Source organism: Devosia sp. A16 (assembly GCF_001402915.1).
Taxonomy (GTDB): Bacteria; Pseudomonadota; Alphaproteobacteria; order Rhizobiales; family Devosiaceae; genus Devosia_A.
Genome location: NZ_CP012945.1, coordinates 4,165,276 through 4,180,580 on the forward strand (window position 1 = coordinate 4,165,276; position 15,305 = coordinate 4,180,580).

Here is a 15,305-nt window from a genome sequence, read left to right on the forward strand (position 1 = left end):
GGTCACTGATCGCCCGTCGGGGCGTTGCCGAACCGTCGAGTAAGGTCGGCCGCCAGCTGCTGCAACCTCGCCAGATCCTCCTCCCCGAACGCGTGCGGTTCGTAGTCGACGATGACCAGCGAGCCTACCGTCAGCCCGTCGTCCAACGTAAGCGGAACGCCGGCGTAGAAGTCGATCCCGTTTCCGATCAGGTAGGGATTGTCGGCGAACTCCTCACCTTCGGCACCGGGAGAGACCACAAGCGGAGCGCCACGCTCTGCGATTGTTTCCGTAAGCTTGTACGCCCCCTCTTCGTCCCGGTGCCTTTCGTCGTCCAAGAGGTTGATCGTCGCCAAGGGAACCTGCATAGCCTCGGCCACCGCCTGCAACGCTCGCCCAAGCTCGTCGTCGCCCCGCCCCGCTCCACGGAAGGGTTGATGCCCCGCCAGCTTGATGGCCGCCGCCGCGATGTCGAGGTAGCTGTCGATCTCGGCCAGCGTGTCCTCAAAACCCTGCGTGACGCTGTCCACGCGTAGAGCGTCCCCGGACAGGGCAGGGGGCGTTGCGCCGAGATGGGCGACGATGACTTTCAGTTTGGGGCGGACGGACTTGAGCCGGCGCGCAACGTAACGCGTTTGAGCCTTGATGTCGGCGCCGAGATAGAAGAGGCAGACGACTTCCGCGCCTTCGATGTCGATACGACCGATGCTCTCCTGGCGGACAGCCATCGGCGGCAGGACGCGAGATCCCACACTTTGCGCAGCCAACCGCTGTGCAACCACTCTTGCGGCGCTCTCGTCGATTTCGCTTCGTCCTCCTATGAGAACGACCGCATTGCCCTCCAGCGGCTCGGTTTGTCCCAGTTCCTCGATGAGCGTGTCGATGCTGGTCGCGAGCACCCGCCGCTGCGCCAGCGCCTCCGGTGTGTCGACCAGTTCGGCGCTCGCCAGCCTGAGGGCCGGAAGCAACGTATTCTCCTGGAAGCTTTCGAGACCGTTTTTCTCGACGATCTCTTCGGCGAGTTCGATCGCTTCTTCCACGCTGCCCTTGAGCATGCGCTGATAGAGCCGCTCGGGCGGTTCGAGCACCGGTTCGCTGCCCAGAAGGGTTTCAAGCACCTGAAACTGCGGAATGTAGCGGCCGATCACGACCAGACAAACCGTCATCGGCGTGGCAAGGATGAGACCGACCGGTCCCCACAGGGTGGCCCAGAACATCGCGGAAAGCAGGATGGCAACCGGAGAAACTCCGGTGCTGGCGCCATAGATGCGCGGCTCCACCACGTTGGCGACCGTAAGATCGATGATGACAAACAGTCCGACCGTTGCCAGCAGCATGCCCCAGCCTGAATCCACCGCAAAGGCGAGCAGCATCGGTATGGACGCGACCAGCAGCCCGCCGACGAACGGGATGTAGCGGAAGAGCATTATCATCAGGCCCCACAGGATCGCTCCCGGCACCCCGATGACCAGCAGACCGAGGCCGAAGACCGTCCCGTAGCCCACGTTGATGAAGAACTGCAGCTGCAGATAGCGGCCTACACGCTGGCTTGCGTCGCTCATCGCCAGGTTCGTGGTGCTGTAACCGCCGCGGCTGACCAGTCGAATGAACCTTTCCTGCAGTTCGCCTCGGCCCATCAGCAGGAAGATCAGGAAGATCACGACGATTGCAGCCGTCGCCAGGGGGCCTGCAAGCGTGCCCAGTAAAGTGCTCACCACTCCCAGTGGATTGCCCACCTCGTTGGCGATCGTCACCGGAATGGGAGTACCTGATCGTGGCGCGGAGGAGCCGACATGCGGAGCCGAGGACAGCTGATCGGTGAGTGACCCCAACGCCGCTGTCAGTCCGTCGAGGAATCCGCCACCCTCGAGTTGCTGTTGCACAACGCGGAGCTTGTTCGCGATGGTCGTCTGGTAGGCAGGGAGCTCGGCACCGATATGGATAAGCTGCGTTGCCGCCACATAGGCGAACAGGCCGAGAATCAGAAGTGCTGCGAGGACGCTGACGATCACCGCGACGGGGTCGGGAAAATGAAGCTTTCGACTTAGCAGCTCAACCATCGGGTTGAGGGCAAAGGCCAGGAGAACGGCCAGCACCAGCGGTACGAGAATACCCGCGCCCAGATACAGAATGGCGACGACCAGCGCGAAGGTCGCCACCGTCTCGAAAATCCCACGACGCGTCAGCGGCGGCCGCTCGGAAAGACGCAACATCGTTATGCCTCGCCCCAGATGACACACAATGGCCGATGAGGGAGGAAGTTGCGGCGCCAAACGCAATATCGGCGCCACGGAGGCCAAGGGATCATGGCACTTGTAGCCCCCCGCAGTAAGGCTTCATGGCGAGATTCCTCCAGGCTGCGCGCTGGCGCGGCAGCCAATCGCAGCCGGACGAATGGCGAGTTGCCGGCGCCGGCCGGTCGGTGCGGCAACCGGCGCAATGGCCGACCACCGCGCTTCACTCAGGGAGAGGCGGGAACAATCTCGCCCATCGGACCGGCAGGGCCGATCGGTCCGGTATCTCCCTTGGGGCCGGGCGGGCCGGCGTCGCCCTTGGGGCCAGCGACACCCGGATCGCCCTTGGGGCCGGCGGGGCCGACTGGGCCGACATCGCCCTTGGGTCCGGTGGGGCCGGTATCCCCCTTCGGACCTGCAGGGCCGGTCGGGCCGGTATTTCCTTTTGGACCGATTGGTCCGGAATCACCTTTCGGGCCTGCGGGGCCAACGGGGCCGGTGCTTCCAGCCGGACCCACCGGGCCTGTCTCCCCAACCGGGCCCGCGGGGCCGACGGCACCTGTGTCGCCCTTGGGACCGGCGGGTCCCGCATCTCCCTTGGGACCTGCCGGCCCGGCGAGCAGTTGCACCGCATCAATGTCGGCGGATCTGGCTCCTCCAAAGGCGTTCACGATCGTACCGCCCGTGACGCTGTTCCAGATCAGCAACAAGACAAAGAAGATGAAGGCTCCGACAAAGCCCGGCAGCACTCTGCCGACCCACCATTCCCGATCCATGGCAACCTCCCGTTTGGGACGAGCGTGTCACGCTCCGGCGTCCAATGCATGTCAGTTTGTTAATTGATCCACCAGAACGGTGCCGGGCATCGATGCTGATCCCGGCGTGCTTGTCGCTGGCGCCGCGCTTTCATCGCTGCCGGCTCGGGAACAGATGCGCGTGGTTTTGGCTCGGCGTCCCATCCAGAAGAAGGTCCTTGGCGCCTAGTGGGCGAAAAAGGCTGGAACCCGGCAGATGATCTGAAGAGATTGGCGCGCCCAAGGGGAATCGAACCCCTGTTCCCGCCGTGAGAGGGCGGTGTCCTGACCGCTAGACGATGGGCGCGGAGGAACTCTGTTATCGGCGATGAGCGCCGTACCGTCAACCACCGGCCCATGAGGGGAAGGTGGCGCGCCCTAGGGGAGTCGAACCCCTCTCTGCACCGTGAAAGGGTGCCGTCCTAACCGATAGACGAAGGGCGCCGCGGTGGCGTCCGTATAGGGAGGTTCATCCGGGCTGGCAAGGGTGTTTTTCGAAGAACTGGTCGCTAACTCCGGCCCTGTGGAACAACTAGCATCCCGAGAACGTGACGGGCTTCTTCCAGCCGCGCGGCCGGTCGCGCACATCGACATGGATGAAGTTGCGTCCGGGGTAGCAGCCGAGGCCGCCGACCTGCTCGTTGCGCATGGCAAAGGCGACGAGCTGGCCCTTGTTGACACCCGGAATGAAGAAGTCCACCGCCATGCAGCGCATGTGGTAGCTCGAGTCCTCGCCGCCGCCGATGATGTTGCGGATCGGGTCGCGATATTGCGAGTTGACGACGATCTTCCTGCCGAACTTGCGTTCGAACGAAGCGATCACCGAGCGCAGCTTCGGCGAGACGCAGGAATTGTCGACGTCCTCGGACGACAGGTACATGCCGGCGCGCTGTACGTAGCCGCTGTACGAGGCGCCGCCGCCGCCACCCACGAAGAAGCAGCCGCTCAGCAGCAGGGCGCTCGCGAGCGCCGCAATCAGTCGGATCATTGGTCACTTCCCATGCCGCCGGAGGGCGGTAGCAGAACGCCGGCCCTTGCCCGGCCGGCGCTCGAGGAAGCTACTCAGTCTTGGCTAACTGCCCGCTAAGCCGATTGGTTAGCGCTCGGTTACCGCATCTGCCCCGAAGGCCGTTACCAGGCGCCGGTGTTCGGCATCGACAGCCACGGCTCGGCCGGAGCGAGCGCCGCGCCTTCCTGCAGGATCTCCACCGAGATGTTGTCGGGCGAACGAACGAAGGCCATGCGGCCGTCGCGGGGAGGGCGGTTGATGGTGTAGCCGAGCTTCTGCATGTGGGCGCAGAACTCGTAGATATTCTCGACCTCATAGGCGAGGTGGCCGAAATTGCGGCCGCCCGTGTAGACCTCGGGGTCCCAGTTATAGGTGAGCTCGACCGGCGTCTCGTGCTGTCCCTTGGGGGCGAGAAAGATCAGCGTATAGCGACCCTTCTCGTTCTCGGTGCGGCGGATCTCCTCGAGCCCGAGGCCATCGCGATAAAACCGAAGGCTGGCCTCGACATCGGTGACCCGCACCATGGTGTGGAGATATTTCAAGTCTTGTCCTCCCTGCAACTGTGGTGCGTGCGGCCTACAACGGCTGGCCGCCCGCATCAAGTTGGACACTCGTCGGCAGCGGGTGGTGAAAAACGGCGGATGATGCTGTCGACCGCGCTGATTTCGCTGCGCCACCGGCGGCTCCGAGGCAGTTGCGAAAAACCCCTGACAAAATCGTAAACGCTTCTTAACTTCCTGTGCTGAATCGGACACAGTGTCCCACATGTGGCGTACCCCGATCAGCAGCGGGGCGAGTACGAAAAGGCTTGACGCATGGGGGCCAAGTTTACAGCCGATGGTGGCGAACCCGGGTTCCGGTCCGATGAGACCGACCCGCGTCGACAGCATACGGCAACCGATCACGGCGGGGACGCCAATCTCGATGTCATCGAGGTTGTTGGGTCGATCAAGTGGTTCGACGTGTCCAAGGGATTTGGCTTCATCGTCCCCGACGATGGCCGCCCCGATGTGTTGCTGCACGTGACCTGTCTAAGGCGCGATGGCTACCAGACCGCCTATGAGGGCTCGCGCATCGTCGTCGAGGCCCTGGCGCGGCCGGGTGGGTTGCAGGCCTTCCGTATTCTCTCGATGGACGATTCGACTGCCAAGCACCCGGCTCAGATGCCGGCGCCGCGGACGCACGTCACGGTCGAGCCGACCAGCCGCCTCGAGCGGCTGGAGGTCAAGTGGTTCAACCGCATCCGCGGCTTCGGCTTCCTGTCGGCCGGCGACGGGGCTCCGGACATCTTCGTCCACATGGAGACCTTGCGGCGCTTCGGCATCACCGAGCTGCGTCCCGGCCAGCACGTGCTGGTGCGTTACGGCACCGGCCCCAAGGGACTGATGGTCGCCGAAATCCGCCCCGACGGCTGGGGCGACGCTCCATCCTCGCACTGATCTCCTGCTGATCGTCCTCCGGAAGCCATGCTCACGGGGATGGAGTGACGAGGGGTGCCGGAGAGCCCAAGCGGACTCGCAACGCTGTTCCCGAACCCGGAGCGTCGCGCTAAGGTGACGCCGATCCACACCTGACCCTAAAGCTCTCCATGAACATCTTCCGGGCCCTGCATGGCGCCTTCGTCGCCTTCCTGTTCCTGACGCTCACGGCGTGCGCCTCCGACGACCGGCTGGTCATCGAGTCGCGCAACGGCAGCCACAGCTTCACCGTCGAGGTGGTGGATACGCCGGAAGGCCGAGCCAAGGGGCTGATGTATCGCGAGACCCTCGCACCCGATGCCGGCATGCTGTTCGACTTCAAGGAAAGCCGCGAAGTCAGCTTCTGGATGAGCAACACGCTGATCCCGCTCGACATGGTGTTCATCACCGCCGAGGGCCTGGTGGCCAATATTCACGCCAACGCCCGCCCGCTCGACCTCACGTCTATCCCATCCGACGGCCCGGTGATGTTCGTGCTCGAAATCCCCGGCGGCCGCGCCAAGGAACTGGGAATTGCCGCCGGCGACCGGGTGGTGCACGACCGGATCAAGAACGGCGCTATAGCCGGCTGATCACCATGCAGTCGAGCACCGCGACGAGGTGGAGGCTGGCGCCGGCCACCACGAAGCCGTGCCATACGGCATTGTGGAAGGTCAGCCGTTCCCACAGGTGGAAGATCAGCCCGACGCTGTAGCAGAGCCCGCCCGCCACTAGCAGCCACAGTGCTGCGCTGGGCAGGTGCGAGGCCAGCGCCTGGAACACGAACACGCCGCTCCAGCCGATCCCCAGATAGAGCACGATCGCGCCGCGCCCGAACCGGTGCGGCACGAACAGTTTCAGCGCCATGCCGGTGAGCGCCGATCCCCAGATCAGCACGCCGGTAATGATGCTGGAGGGCGTCGCCCCTAGCAGCACCAGGAACGGCGTGTAGGTGCCGGCGATGAACAGGAAGATCGCCGCCTGGTCCAGCCGCGCCAGGGTGCGCTTGGCCGGCGAGGCGATCGGGCAGAGGTTGAAGGCGAGCGAGATGCCGAGCACCAGCAACAGGCTCCCCACGTACAGCACCAGGGCCGGCAACTCGTTGGGCGCTGTCTCGTAGCCGGCAAAGGCCAGCAGCACCGCGCCAAGCGCTACCGCCACGACGATGCCGATGCCGTGCACCACCCCGTCCGCGATCAGCTCGGGCAGCGTGAAGGGGCGGCCTCGGGTCCACCAGGTGCGGGCAATGGTCGTTTCGGTCGTCAAAGCTGGTCTTTCGCGAAAATAAGCTGTGACAATCCCGTCATCGGACTGTCACAGTCAACCCATTCGCGCGTCGAGCGCTTGACACGTAACGCAGTTGTTACAACTGTCCGCGCAGTTCATTGTTTCGGAAGACGAAATGAGTCTCGCCGACCTCTATTCTGCCCTCGCCGATCCCACCCGCCTCAGAGTGCTGGAACTGCTGCACGCCAAGGCTCGCCCGGTGCACGAACTGGCCGCGGCCTTCGACATCAGTCGTCCTGCCATTTCGCGGCACCTGAGGGTGCTGAAGGAGGCCGGGCTGGTGCAGGAAGTGAAGCAGGGACGGGAGAACCTCTATTCGTTCCAGCGCGACGAGCTGAAGCCTGGCATTGCCTGGCTGGACTGCCACCGCAAGCCGCCGGGCAAGTCGAGGAAGGCCGCGCTCGTCGAGGCTGTCGCTGCCGTGCCGGAAGTGCCGGCCCCGGTAGAAACACCGATCGTCGTCGCGGAACCGATCATCATGCCCGAGCCGATCGCCCCTCAGGTGCTCGCGCCGGAGCCTGTGGTGGCCGCCGAGCCCGCGCCCCCGCCTGCCGTCGCCGAGGCGGTTCCCGAGGCGATCATCGTCAAGCCAAAGGCGCCGGCCAAGCCGCGTGTTGCCAAGCCGAAGGCCGAAGCGGAACCGGTCGCCCCGCCGCCGCCCAAGCAGACTCCCCAGCTGTCGTTCTTCGACCTGTAGCCCGGACGCCGTCGCCGCGACGTCCGCACGCGTACGCAGATGCCCCGCGGAACCCGGGACCTGCGGCAGCCTGTCAGGGCCCTGGCAGCACTTCGTCGATCCGCCCGGTCAGATAGTAACCGAGGAGGCCGGCCCATTCGCGCAAGGCGAGGCTGCTCACCGAGATATTTTCGGTGGATTGATCCGGCTTGATCCCCAGACCTTCGGCGCCGCTGGCCAGGTAGTCTGCCGGCCAGGGGACCACCGCGAAATCCGCCTTGCGAAACAACCCTACGGCGCGCGGCATATGAAACGCCGAGGTGACCAGAAGCCAGGTCTGCCCATCGGTCGCTCCTGCCAGTTGCTTGGCGAACCGGGCATTTTCTTCCGTGTTGCGGGATTGGTCGTCGGTCAGGATTCGCTCGGGTGCGACGCCGAAAGCCTCGAAAAATCGCTTACCCGCCAGCGCTTCCGGCTCCTGCTGGACCAGCGCTGCGGGGCCGCCCGCAATGACGATCCGCGCGCCGGGATGTCGAATCGCGAGGCGCAGGGCCTCGACATAGCGGTCGCCCGAGCGGTTCAGTTCGTAGCCGCGGCGCACCGAGTTCACCTCGCCATCCATGCCGCCGCCCAGCACCACGATCCCGTCGACCTGCGCCGGCTCGGATGGTCGCTCGAACCGCTGCTCCAGCGGTGTGATCAGCACATAGCCGAACGTGGTGAAGCAGCAGACGAACAGCAGCAGCAGGGCCGATCCGACAAAGAGGCGGGCGATCCACCGGCGCTTCAGCCAGCTCAGCGCCAGCCCGGCCAGCAGCAGCAACACGACCAGCGACAACGGTTGTACGACGAGCCAGAAGATCCGCGTGAGATAGGGGAACAGGGCAGGGTCTCCACGGCGGTCGGTCTGTGGGAGAAGTCTGTTTCCGGCTTCGAAGCGTGGATCAAACCCGGCGTCCTCGCACCCTGCCATCGCGATTGGGAGTCGGCAAACCCGAGGCCTGACATTCCGTCCCGATTGCGCTACACCCCCGCCATGGCCTCGTAGCTCAGGGGATAGAGCAGCAGCCTTCTAAGCTGTTGGTCGCAGGTTCGAATCCTGCCGAGGTCACCAGAAATTCCCGTTTGCACGGTGTCATGCCGAGGGAGCCGGCTCGAACAATTGCCGGTACGATGGGCTGGTCAGCAAAAGTTCGTCATTGGTGCCCGCCGCTGCGATCCGGCCGGCGTCGAGCACCAGCACGCGGTCGGCATTCTCGACGGTCGAGCGGCGATGCGCGATCAGCAGCGTCGTTCGGCCGGCCATCAGCCGGCGCAAGGCGGCATGGACGTGCCGTTCGGTTTCACCATCCAATGCCGACGTCGCCTCGTCGAGGATGAGGATCGGCGCATCCTTGAGCAGCGCCCGGGCGATGGAGATGCGCTGCAGCTGTCCGCCCGAAAGTGTCGACCCGCGTTCGCTGACCGGCGTATCCCAGCCCAGCGGCAGGGCCTTGATGAACGGCAGCGCTCCGGCTGCCTCCGCCGCCGCCTCGATCTCGAGATCGGATGCCCCCTCGCGACCTAAGGCTATGTTCTGCCTCACTGTGCCTGCGAACACTGCCGGGTCCTGGCTCACCACGGCGATGCTGCGGCGCAGGCTGGCGCGGTTGACGGTCGAGATATCTGTGCCGCCGATGCTGATGCCTCCCTGGCGTGGAGCGTAAAAGCCCTGCAACAATCCGGCGATGGTCGACTTGCCCGCCCCTGAAGCCCCCACCAAGGCTGCGACTTCGCCGGGCGCGATCGAGAGCGAGACTCCATCGAGCACCGGGCGGCCCGGTCCATAGTCGAAGGCTACGTCGGAGAAGCTGATCGGGCCGCGGGCCGTCGCCAGATCGGGGCGTGGATCGAAATCCGGCTCCGGTTCCGGCTGATCGAGGAAATCGTACATCTTTTCGATTCCCACGATATCGCGCTGCAGCAGCACATGGGCCTTGGCCAGGCGCTTGGCCGGCTCGTAGGCGAGAAGAAAGGCCAGGATGAAGGCGATGAACTCCCCGGCCGACTTGTCCGCAGCGATCGTCTGCCAGCCGGAATAAAGGATGAAGCCGGCAATCAGGACGCCGCCGAGCCCCTCCATCAGCGGCGACGTCCAGGCGCGGATGCGCACCACGCCGTTGGCCCGTCCCAGCGAATCGCGGCTGGCCGCCTCGAACCGCCTCCGCATCGCGTCCTCGGCGGCATACGACTTCACCACCCGCACCCCTTGAACCGTCTCCTGCATCGACTGGATCACGCCGGCGACGCTCTGCTGCTCGCGCGCCGCGAGATCGCGGATGCGGCGCATGATACGGTTGAGGCCGAGCAGGGCGAATGGCGCCACGAGGATGGTGGCGAGGCCCATGGCGACGTCCTGGGCGATCATTACCGCGGTCAGCAGGATCACCGTCAGCAGGTCGCATCCGACGCTGGTCGAGATCCGCACCAGTACGTTGCGGGCGGCGCCGGCATGGCCGATGAGGCGGTTGATCAGCTTGGCCGAGTGCGAGCGCGCCACATCATCGACCCCGAGCGTCAGCACCTTGTCGAAGATGCGGCGCTGCAGCCCGGCGACCAGTTCGTTGCCGACGCCGGCAAGCAGCACCGTCTGGCCGTAATCGGCGAGCCCCCTGGTCAGTGAGACGGCGAGGACGGCGCCGGCGGTCAGCCACATGGCCGGTTGCGCACGAGCAACCAGCACGTCATTGACGACATGGCGCATCAGCCAGGCCAGCGCGGCGGTGGCCACAGCCACCAGCACCATGCAGATCACCGCCCCGAAATAACTGGCCCGGCGCCCGCCTATCGCTTCGGCCAGAAGTCGCCTGACCACCGGCAACTGACCCGGCTTCGGGATGCTTTCCACCCGCGGCTTTCGGCTGTTGCTGGTCGTCACGCCTGTTGGTCCACTTCCCGCCAGTGCCCGGTCAGTACCCCTGAAAGCGGGCGCTGACAACGTCCTCGGCCCCGCGTTGCGGCCTCCCGGTAGGCATGTGGATAGCCCGGTCAGTCATTTCAGGTTCAGGAAGAACGTCTTAGCGCTGGCACTATTGTCACTTTCGATCGCCGACAGTCGTCTGCACACGGCAATGGCGTGTTCGAGGCCGAATACCGTGATAACGATTGTCATTACCCTGGTGCACGCGTTCGATGCTTCACGCCCGAATATTCACCGACAGCGTCAGCTTCACCGACATCTCGCGGTTCGGCGTTGAAGGAATGCAGGTTACGCCGACAAGGGGGTGGCTCTACCAGCCCTGCGACGTCGCCATCATGTACGGCCTTGCCAATCCGCAGCGTCGGTCGCTGCAGGGGCAACTGCGCAACTCCATTTACCGCGAGCACAAGGGCCCCATCGTCGTCATCGAGAGCAGCCTGCTCGGGCGCAGCTTCAGGCCGGCGCTGCCGAACTGGCTGGCGGCGTTGCGTCGCCGGCCCCTCAGACCGCGACAGGTCCACCCCTATTTCAGGGTGGCGCTCGATGGCGCGCTCGGCGACGATGCCGACTTTTGCGCCGCAAACAGCCCGCCGGATCGATGGGAAGCCCAGCGCCGGGAACTGGGCCTCGAGGTTGCAGCCTATCGCCGCTCCGGTCGGCACGTGCTGATCCTGGGACAGGTCGGGCGGGACGCATCGTTGCGCGGCCTCGATATCGCTCAATGGCTGGGAGAAACCGCGAGGGCGGTACGCGAGCGATCCGATCGGCCGATCCGCGTGCGGTTGCATCCCAGCATGCGCTGGCGCGACCGGGAGAAAGCCATTGCGGCCTGCAGCGAGGTTGCCGATCTGACGATCTCGCCGATCGAGAACACCTTCTCCGCCGACATCAACGATGCGTGGACCTGCATCACCTACTCATCGGGCGGCGCCGTGGATGCGCTGTTGGCCGGCGTACCGCCGATCTGCCTGTCGCCGGCCAATCTCGCCTATCGTCTCTGTTCCACGAGCCTCGACGACATCGAGGCGCCGCTGGAGCCGGATCGCGCCCAGTTCCTCTGCGACCTGGCCTACAGTCAATGGACCCCCGTGGAGATGGCGAACGGTGCCGCCTGGCGACATCTGCTGCCGGCGATCGAGCGGCGGCTCGGCGAAACGGCCGAAGCTCGGGCGGCGCAGCGCCTGCCGGGCGGCGACCTTCCAGCGCGCCGGCGGCGCCAGCTGATCTGGCGCCTCAATGCCTTCACCTGGCTCGGCCAGGTGCTGCCCAAATCCAGTCACGCGCTGCAGGGCAGGGCGGAGGCCCTGCTGCGCCTTGGCCATGCGGTAGAGGCCAAGGCGACGTTCGAAACCTGGCAGCGGCTGCGGCCCGACCGGGCGTCGGCCTTTCGGGGCGCGGCCAAGGCCGCCGAGCAGCTGGAACTGTGGGAAGATGCGCTCGCCGCCTGGGGTGTAGTCGGCAGGCTCAGGCCGCAACAACTCGGGGCGCTGTCGGGCGTCGGCCGGGCGGCGCTGCGGCTCGGTCGGCTCGACGAGGCCGAACTTGCCTATCGCAAGCTCACGGCGCTCGCTCCGGATCTGGTGGAAGGGCTTCGCGGTCTTGAGCGGATCACCAACGAGCGCGGCAACTGGGCCGAAGCAATCGAGCTCCAGCGCCGGATCTGGGCGTTGTCGCGCGATGCTGCCGTGGCCCAGCGGCATGCGCTCCTGCTCTGCCGGTTGGACCGGCTGGATGAGGCGAAGCAGTTCGTCGCGGCAATAAGCGAGCAGGACGAACCCCTGGCTTACCTGTTCGCCGTGACCCAGCTTTACTCGGCCATGCATGATTGGGCAGGGATGGACGAGCTGTTGGCACGGCATCGCGCCGTGACCGAAGGCGACTGGGAACTCCTGGGGATGCACGTCACGGCCCTGCGGCGGTTGGGCCGCATCGACGATGCCCTGCACCTGGTGCAGCGCAGCTCCGCCGGCAGCAGCACTCAACGTGCGTCGCTGACGATCGGGTGCCTGGTCGAGGCGCGCCGCTATGCCGAAGCCGACGGGTTGCTGCAGGCCGCCTGGGAACAGGGAACGATCGAGAAGATCGGGGGCGGCAACCTTGCGGCCATGGTGACGGCTGCTCAGCAGATCGGCGGCGTTCCGCTGGCCAGGTCGGTGCTCGAGGGGTTGCCGATCTCGGCGGGGCGAGCAGGCCGGGCGCTGAAGCTGAACCGACTGTTTCAGCACCTTCGGCTCGACAGCTACGAGGCGTTGATCCAGGGCAGGCTGATGACGCCGGACCAGCCGTCGGAACAACGGGTGCTGGTGGCGATGGATGACGAGGGAGCTGCCGAGGGGACGGACGTCCTGAGAGAGCTTGTCGAGACGCTGGCGCGACATCGTCGCCTGACCCCGGATGCGCACCTGCTCGATGCATCGTTCCTGCTGCAGGACGCACTGGAGGTGGCGCTGCGCATCACCGACGCAGCGGACGCAAAGACGCCGTTCTCGCTGCTTCGGCTCGGCGACGGGGAAGGCGCCATGCTGCCTTATCGGCCCCAGTTGCAGACGTTCCGAGCCATCGATCTTGCCGAAAATAGCAGGACCTGGTGGGGGCGGGACGGTTCGCCGACGCTCGAACTCGTCGGCGAACTGCAACAGGCGATACGCGCCGCGGATGTAATCGGCATCCCCGACCTCGATCGAGCGACCCGCATCTTCTATCAGACGGCGCGAACCGCCTTTCTGGCTAACGGTCGAAACATGCGCGGGCTGCTCGCCGCCACGGATTTTGTCGCGACCAACTGCGCTTCCGCCGCCTGGACCACGTGCCACGTCCATCAATCGCTTGCCTTCTGGGGCTTGTGGGACCTCATTCTGCCGCGTCTCGGCCAGCTCGATCTGATCACCTGCCACGCCGAGCTTGGCGAAGTGCTGGCACGCGCGCACGGCGTTCGCATCGGCCGGACGCATCGCATTCCCCCGGAGCGTAAATACGCAGCGGCTTTTGCCAATGGCAATGGCGAGCAGCACTTCCCTGCCGTCTTCGAGCACTTGCGGGGCGTGCTGCCGGAAACATTGCCGGGGCGAACTGTCCTGGTGTCGGCAGGCATGCTGGGCAAGATCTACTGTCATTGGATCAAGCGGGCCGGGGGGATAGCCATCGATATCGGGAGTGCAGCCGATCATTGGTGTGGCTACGGCACCAGAGGCATCGCCGATGTCGCCATCTACCGCTCGCCCACCGGGACGACGGACAGGGTGCGCTCGCTCATCGCAGCGCATTGGCGCTATGCGCGACTGCTCGGACCCGATGGTGAGTGTCGCGGCCTCAGGAGTTCCACTGCGTGATGGAACCTGAACTCGCCGTCGTCGTGCTGTCGGTCGGCGCGCCGCCGGAACTGCGGCTCGCGATAGACTCGCTGCTCAGGCAACCCGAGCCGCTCGAGATCGTGGTGGTCAACTCCGGTGGCGGGAAGCTCTCCGGCCTGGTGCCGGATGGGCAGGGTATCCGAAGCATCGAGATCCCCGAACTGCTTTGGCCCGGTGCGGCGCGCAATGTCGGTATCCGAGCGACACGGGCGCGCTGGGTGGCCTTTCTTGCATCCGACCTGATTGCGGCGCACGATTGGGCGGCCGAGCGCCTCGCCTTGCACCGGGCGGGCAAGAGCGCTGTGGCATCCGCGGTCGGTAACAGCCAGACCCGCAACATTTTTGCTTGGGCCGCCCATGTCACGCTGCATGCGCGGCGAATGGCGGGCCTGCCGAAGCGAAAGGCGCATCGATATGGTGCCAGCTACGAGCGCAGCCTGTTCGATCGCTATGGGCTGTTCAGGGAAGACCTGCGCATAGGCGAGGATACCGAATTCCACCGGCGTATGCGCCGCCGGGACCGCCCGGTCTGGGCGCCGAAGGTGGTTGCCGCGCATCGCTATCCCCAGACCTGGCGCGATCTGATCGCCGAGCATAAGGTCCGCGGCGAGCGTTGGGCAGTGCATTGGCCGACACCGCAGCGCGGAACATGGTTCGGGCGGGGGCTCAAGCGCTTCGCGGGAACCCTGCCGCTCGCACTACGTGCCTCGCGGGGGCGGGACAGGCTGATGGTGCTGGCCGCATCGCCGGTCGTCCTCGCTGCCTGTCTGGCGTACGAAGCGGGTGCGTCGAGCGCCGGTGCCCATAAGGCAGCCACGCGCCGCTACACGGTCGCCGTTGCGATACTCGACCGCGACGACTGGTCGGCCAATACGGATGTCATCGTGCTGGTCGATCCGGTGATGCGCCATCTGACCTGGGTGCCGCGAGATCTGTGGGTGCCTGGGCTCGACGATCGCCTCAATGCCGCGTTCGCGCGGGGCGGTGGGGCGCTTTTGATAGAGGCGCTGGCCGAGGTTCGGCTGCCGGTCGAAGGGCTGCTGTGCCTGCGCAGAGCCGCGACCGAGGCGGCGCTGGCCGGGGTCGAGGCGACTGTCCCGGTGAGCGAGCCGATGGATTTCTGGTACCCCCTGACGCCGACGCAGCCGATCGAGGCGGGGCGCAAGCAGATATCGTTTCGCCCGCCGAGCGAGCGCCTGTCCGGCGAGCGGCTGCATCAATGGATCGGGGCGCGAACCCGGGTCAGCGGAGCAGGATCGGATCTGCAACGGATCGAACGTCAGCAGGTGCTGGTGCAGGCGCTGTTGGCAGACGGCTTCGATTTTGCCGCCACGCTCGCCGACCGGGGCTTGTTCAGAACAACTGGGCGCGACCCTATCCCCATTCTGAGCATGGTCCGCCGGGATTGGAGCTGTTGCCTCTTCGACTCCGTGTCGGACGCCACTATCAACGGAAAGGCGGTGCTGATCCGATCATAGTTCCACCGATCACGGCAACACCAAAATGCCAGCACAAACAGAGAGATATCGACCTTGGTCGGATTGTGATAACGATGAGCAT

Annotated in this window: 11 protein-coding genes and 3 tRNA genes; 6 read left to right on the forward strand and 8 right to left on the reverse strand. The window is 65.5% G+C overall.

The genetic code is table 11. The annotated features are described in order from the left end of the window. Positions 1–2: 2 nt before the first annotated feature. The 5 genes from APS40_RS20005 to APS40_RS20025 form a co-directional block, all read right to left on the reverse strand. Complete coding sequence (locus tag APS40_RS20005) at positions 3–2,192, reverse strand: AI-2E family transporter (RefSeq protein WP_055048724.1); 2,190 nt, start codon at positions 2,190–2,192, stop codon at positions 3–5. A 1,047-nt stretch (positions 2,193–3,239) separates the two neighbouring features. Next, positions 3,240–3,314: transfer RNA gene (locus tag APS40_RS20010), tRNA-Glu, on the reverse strand. Positions 3,315–3,376: 62 nt separating this feature from the next. Continuing rightward, a tRNA-Glu gene (locus APS40_RS20015) sits at positions 3,377–3,451 on the reverse strand. 88 nt (positions 3,452–3,539) lie between these two features. Then, positions 3,540–3,995: a YcbK family protein gene (locus APS40_RS20020; protein ID WP_055048725.1), complete on the reverse strand. Its 456-nt coding sequence runs from the start codon at positions 3,993–3,995 to the stop codon at positions 3,540–3,542. A gap of 143 nt (positions 3,996–4,138) precedes the next feature. After that, the gene (locus tag APS40_RS20025) at positions 4,139–4,558 is read right to left on the reverse strand and encodes a VOC family protein (protein ID WP_055048726.1); all 420 of its coding nucleotides are present in this window, start codon (positions 4,556–4,558) and stop codon (positions 4,139–4,141) included. Positions 4,559–4,831: 273 nt separating this feature from the next. Between APS40_RS20025 and APS40_RS20030 the strand changes: the two genes are divergently transcribed. Both APS40_RS20030 and APS40_RS20035 read left to right on the forward strand, forming a co-directional pair. Then, a complete protein-coding gene (locus tag APS40_RS20030) occupies positions 4,832–5,455 on the forward strand; it encodes a cold-shock protein (protein ID WP_055048727.1) in 624 nt (207 codons plus the stop codon). A gap of 149 nt (positions 5,456–5,604) precedes the next feature. Then, complete coding sequence (locus APS40_RS20035) at positions 5,605–6,066, forward strand: DUF192 domain-containing protein (RefSeq protein ID WP_055048728.1); 462 nt, start codon at positions 5,605–5,607, stop codon at positions 6,064–6,066. Here the strand turns inward: APS40_RS20035 and trhA are convergent. Then, positions 6,053–6,739: a PAQR family membrane homeostasis protein TrhA gene (trhA, locus tag APS40_RS20040; protein ID WP_055048729.1), complete on the reverse strand. Its 687-nt coding sequence runs from the start codon at positions 6,737–6,739 to the stop codon at positions 6,053–6,055. The two genes, APS40_RS20035 and trhA, sit on opposite strands and share 14 nt — an antisense overlap. Positions 6,740–6,875: 136 nt before the next feature. On the opposite strand from trhA, the gene APS40_RS25215 reads away from it, so the two are divergent. Then, positions 6,876–7,457, forward strand: coding sequence for an ArsR/SmtB family transcription factor (locus APS40_RS25215; protein WP_055048730.1), 582 nt, complete (start codon positions 6,876–6,878; stop codon positions 7,455–7,457). 73 nt (positions 7,458–7,530) lie between these two features. On the opposite strand, the gene APS40_RS20050 is transcribed toward APS40_RS25215, so the two are convergent. Further along, entirely contained in the window at positions 7,531–8,274 is a 744-nt protein-coding gene (locus APS40_RS20050; protein WP_236884143.1) for a YdcF family protein, read from the reverse strand. Positions 8,275–8,474: 200 nt separating this feature from the next. Between APS40_RS20050 and APS40_RS20055 the strand changes: the two genes are divergently transcribed. Continuing rightward, positions 8,475–8,550, forward strand: a tRNA-Arg gene (locus tag APS40_RS20055). Positions 8,551–8,571: 21 nt separating this feature from the next. Here APS40_RS20055 and APS40_RS20060 read toward each other — a convergent pair. Further along, positions 8,572–10,353 carry an ABC transporter ATP-binding protein gene (locus APS40_RS20060; RefSeq protein WP_156343012.1) on the reverse strand — a complete coding sequence of 594 codons (1,782 nt, stop codon included), beginning with the start codon at positions 10,351–10,353 and terminating at the stop codon, positions 8,572–8,574. Positions 10,354–10,607: 254 nt separating this feature from the next. Between APS40_RS20060 and APS40_RS20065 the strand changes: the two genes are divergently transcribed. Both APS40_RS20065 and APS40_RS20070 read left to right on the forward strand, forming a co-directional pair. Continuing rightward, a complete protein-coding gene (locus APS40_RS20065; protein ID WP_055048732.1) occupies positions 10,608–13,724 on the forward strand; it encodes a tetratricopeptide repeat protein in 3,117 nt (1,038 codons plus the stop codon). Then, positions 13,724–15,223, forward strand: coding sequence for a glycosyltransferase (locus tag APS40_RS20070; protein WP_055048733.1), 1,500 nt, complete (start codon positions 13,724–13,726; stop codon positions 15,221–15,223). Before APS40_RS20065 ends, APS40_RS20070 begins: the two co-directional genes overlap by 1 nt. Positions 15,224–15,305: the final 82 nt, after the last annotated feature.

Excerpts from the sequence above, each read along its gene's own strand:
- APS40_RS20035 (WP_055048728.1), top strand. The coding sequence starts at position 5,605 with ATGAACATCTTCCGGGCCCTGCATGGCGCCTTCGTCGCCTTCCTGTTC.
- APS40_RS20065 (WP_055048732.1), top strand. The coding sequence starts at position 10,608 with ATGCTTCACGCCCGAATATTCACCGACAGCGTCAGCTTCACCGACATC.
- APS40_RS20070 (WP_055048733.1), top strand. The coding sequence starts at position 13,724 with ATGGAACCTGAACTCGCCGTCGTCGTGCTGTCGGTCGGCGCGCCGCCG.
- APS40_RS25215 (WP_055048730.1), top strand. The coding sequence starts at position 6,876 with ATGAGTCTCGCCGACCTCTATTCTGCCCTCGCCGATCCCACCCGCCTC.
- APS40_RS20005 (WP_055048724.1), bottom strand. The coding sequence starts at position 2,192 with ATGTTGCGTCTTTCCGAGCGGCCGCCGCTGACGCGTCGTGGGATTTTC.
- APS40_RS20020 (WP_055048725.1), bottom strand. The coding sequence starts at position 3,995 with ATGATCCGACTGATTGCGGCGCTCGCGAGCGCCCTGCTGCTGAGCGGC.
- APS40_RS20030 (WP_055048727.1), top strand. The coding sequence starts at position 4,832 with ATGGGGGCCAAGTTTACAGCCGATGGTGGCGAACCCGGGTTCCGGTCC.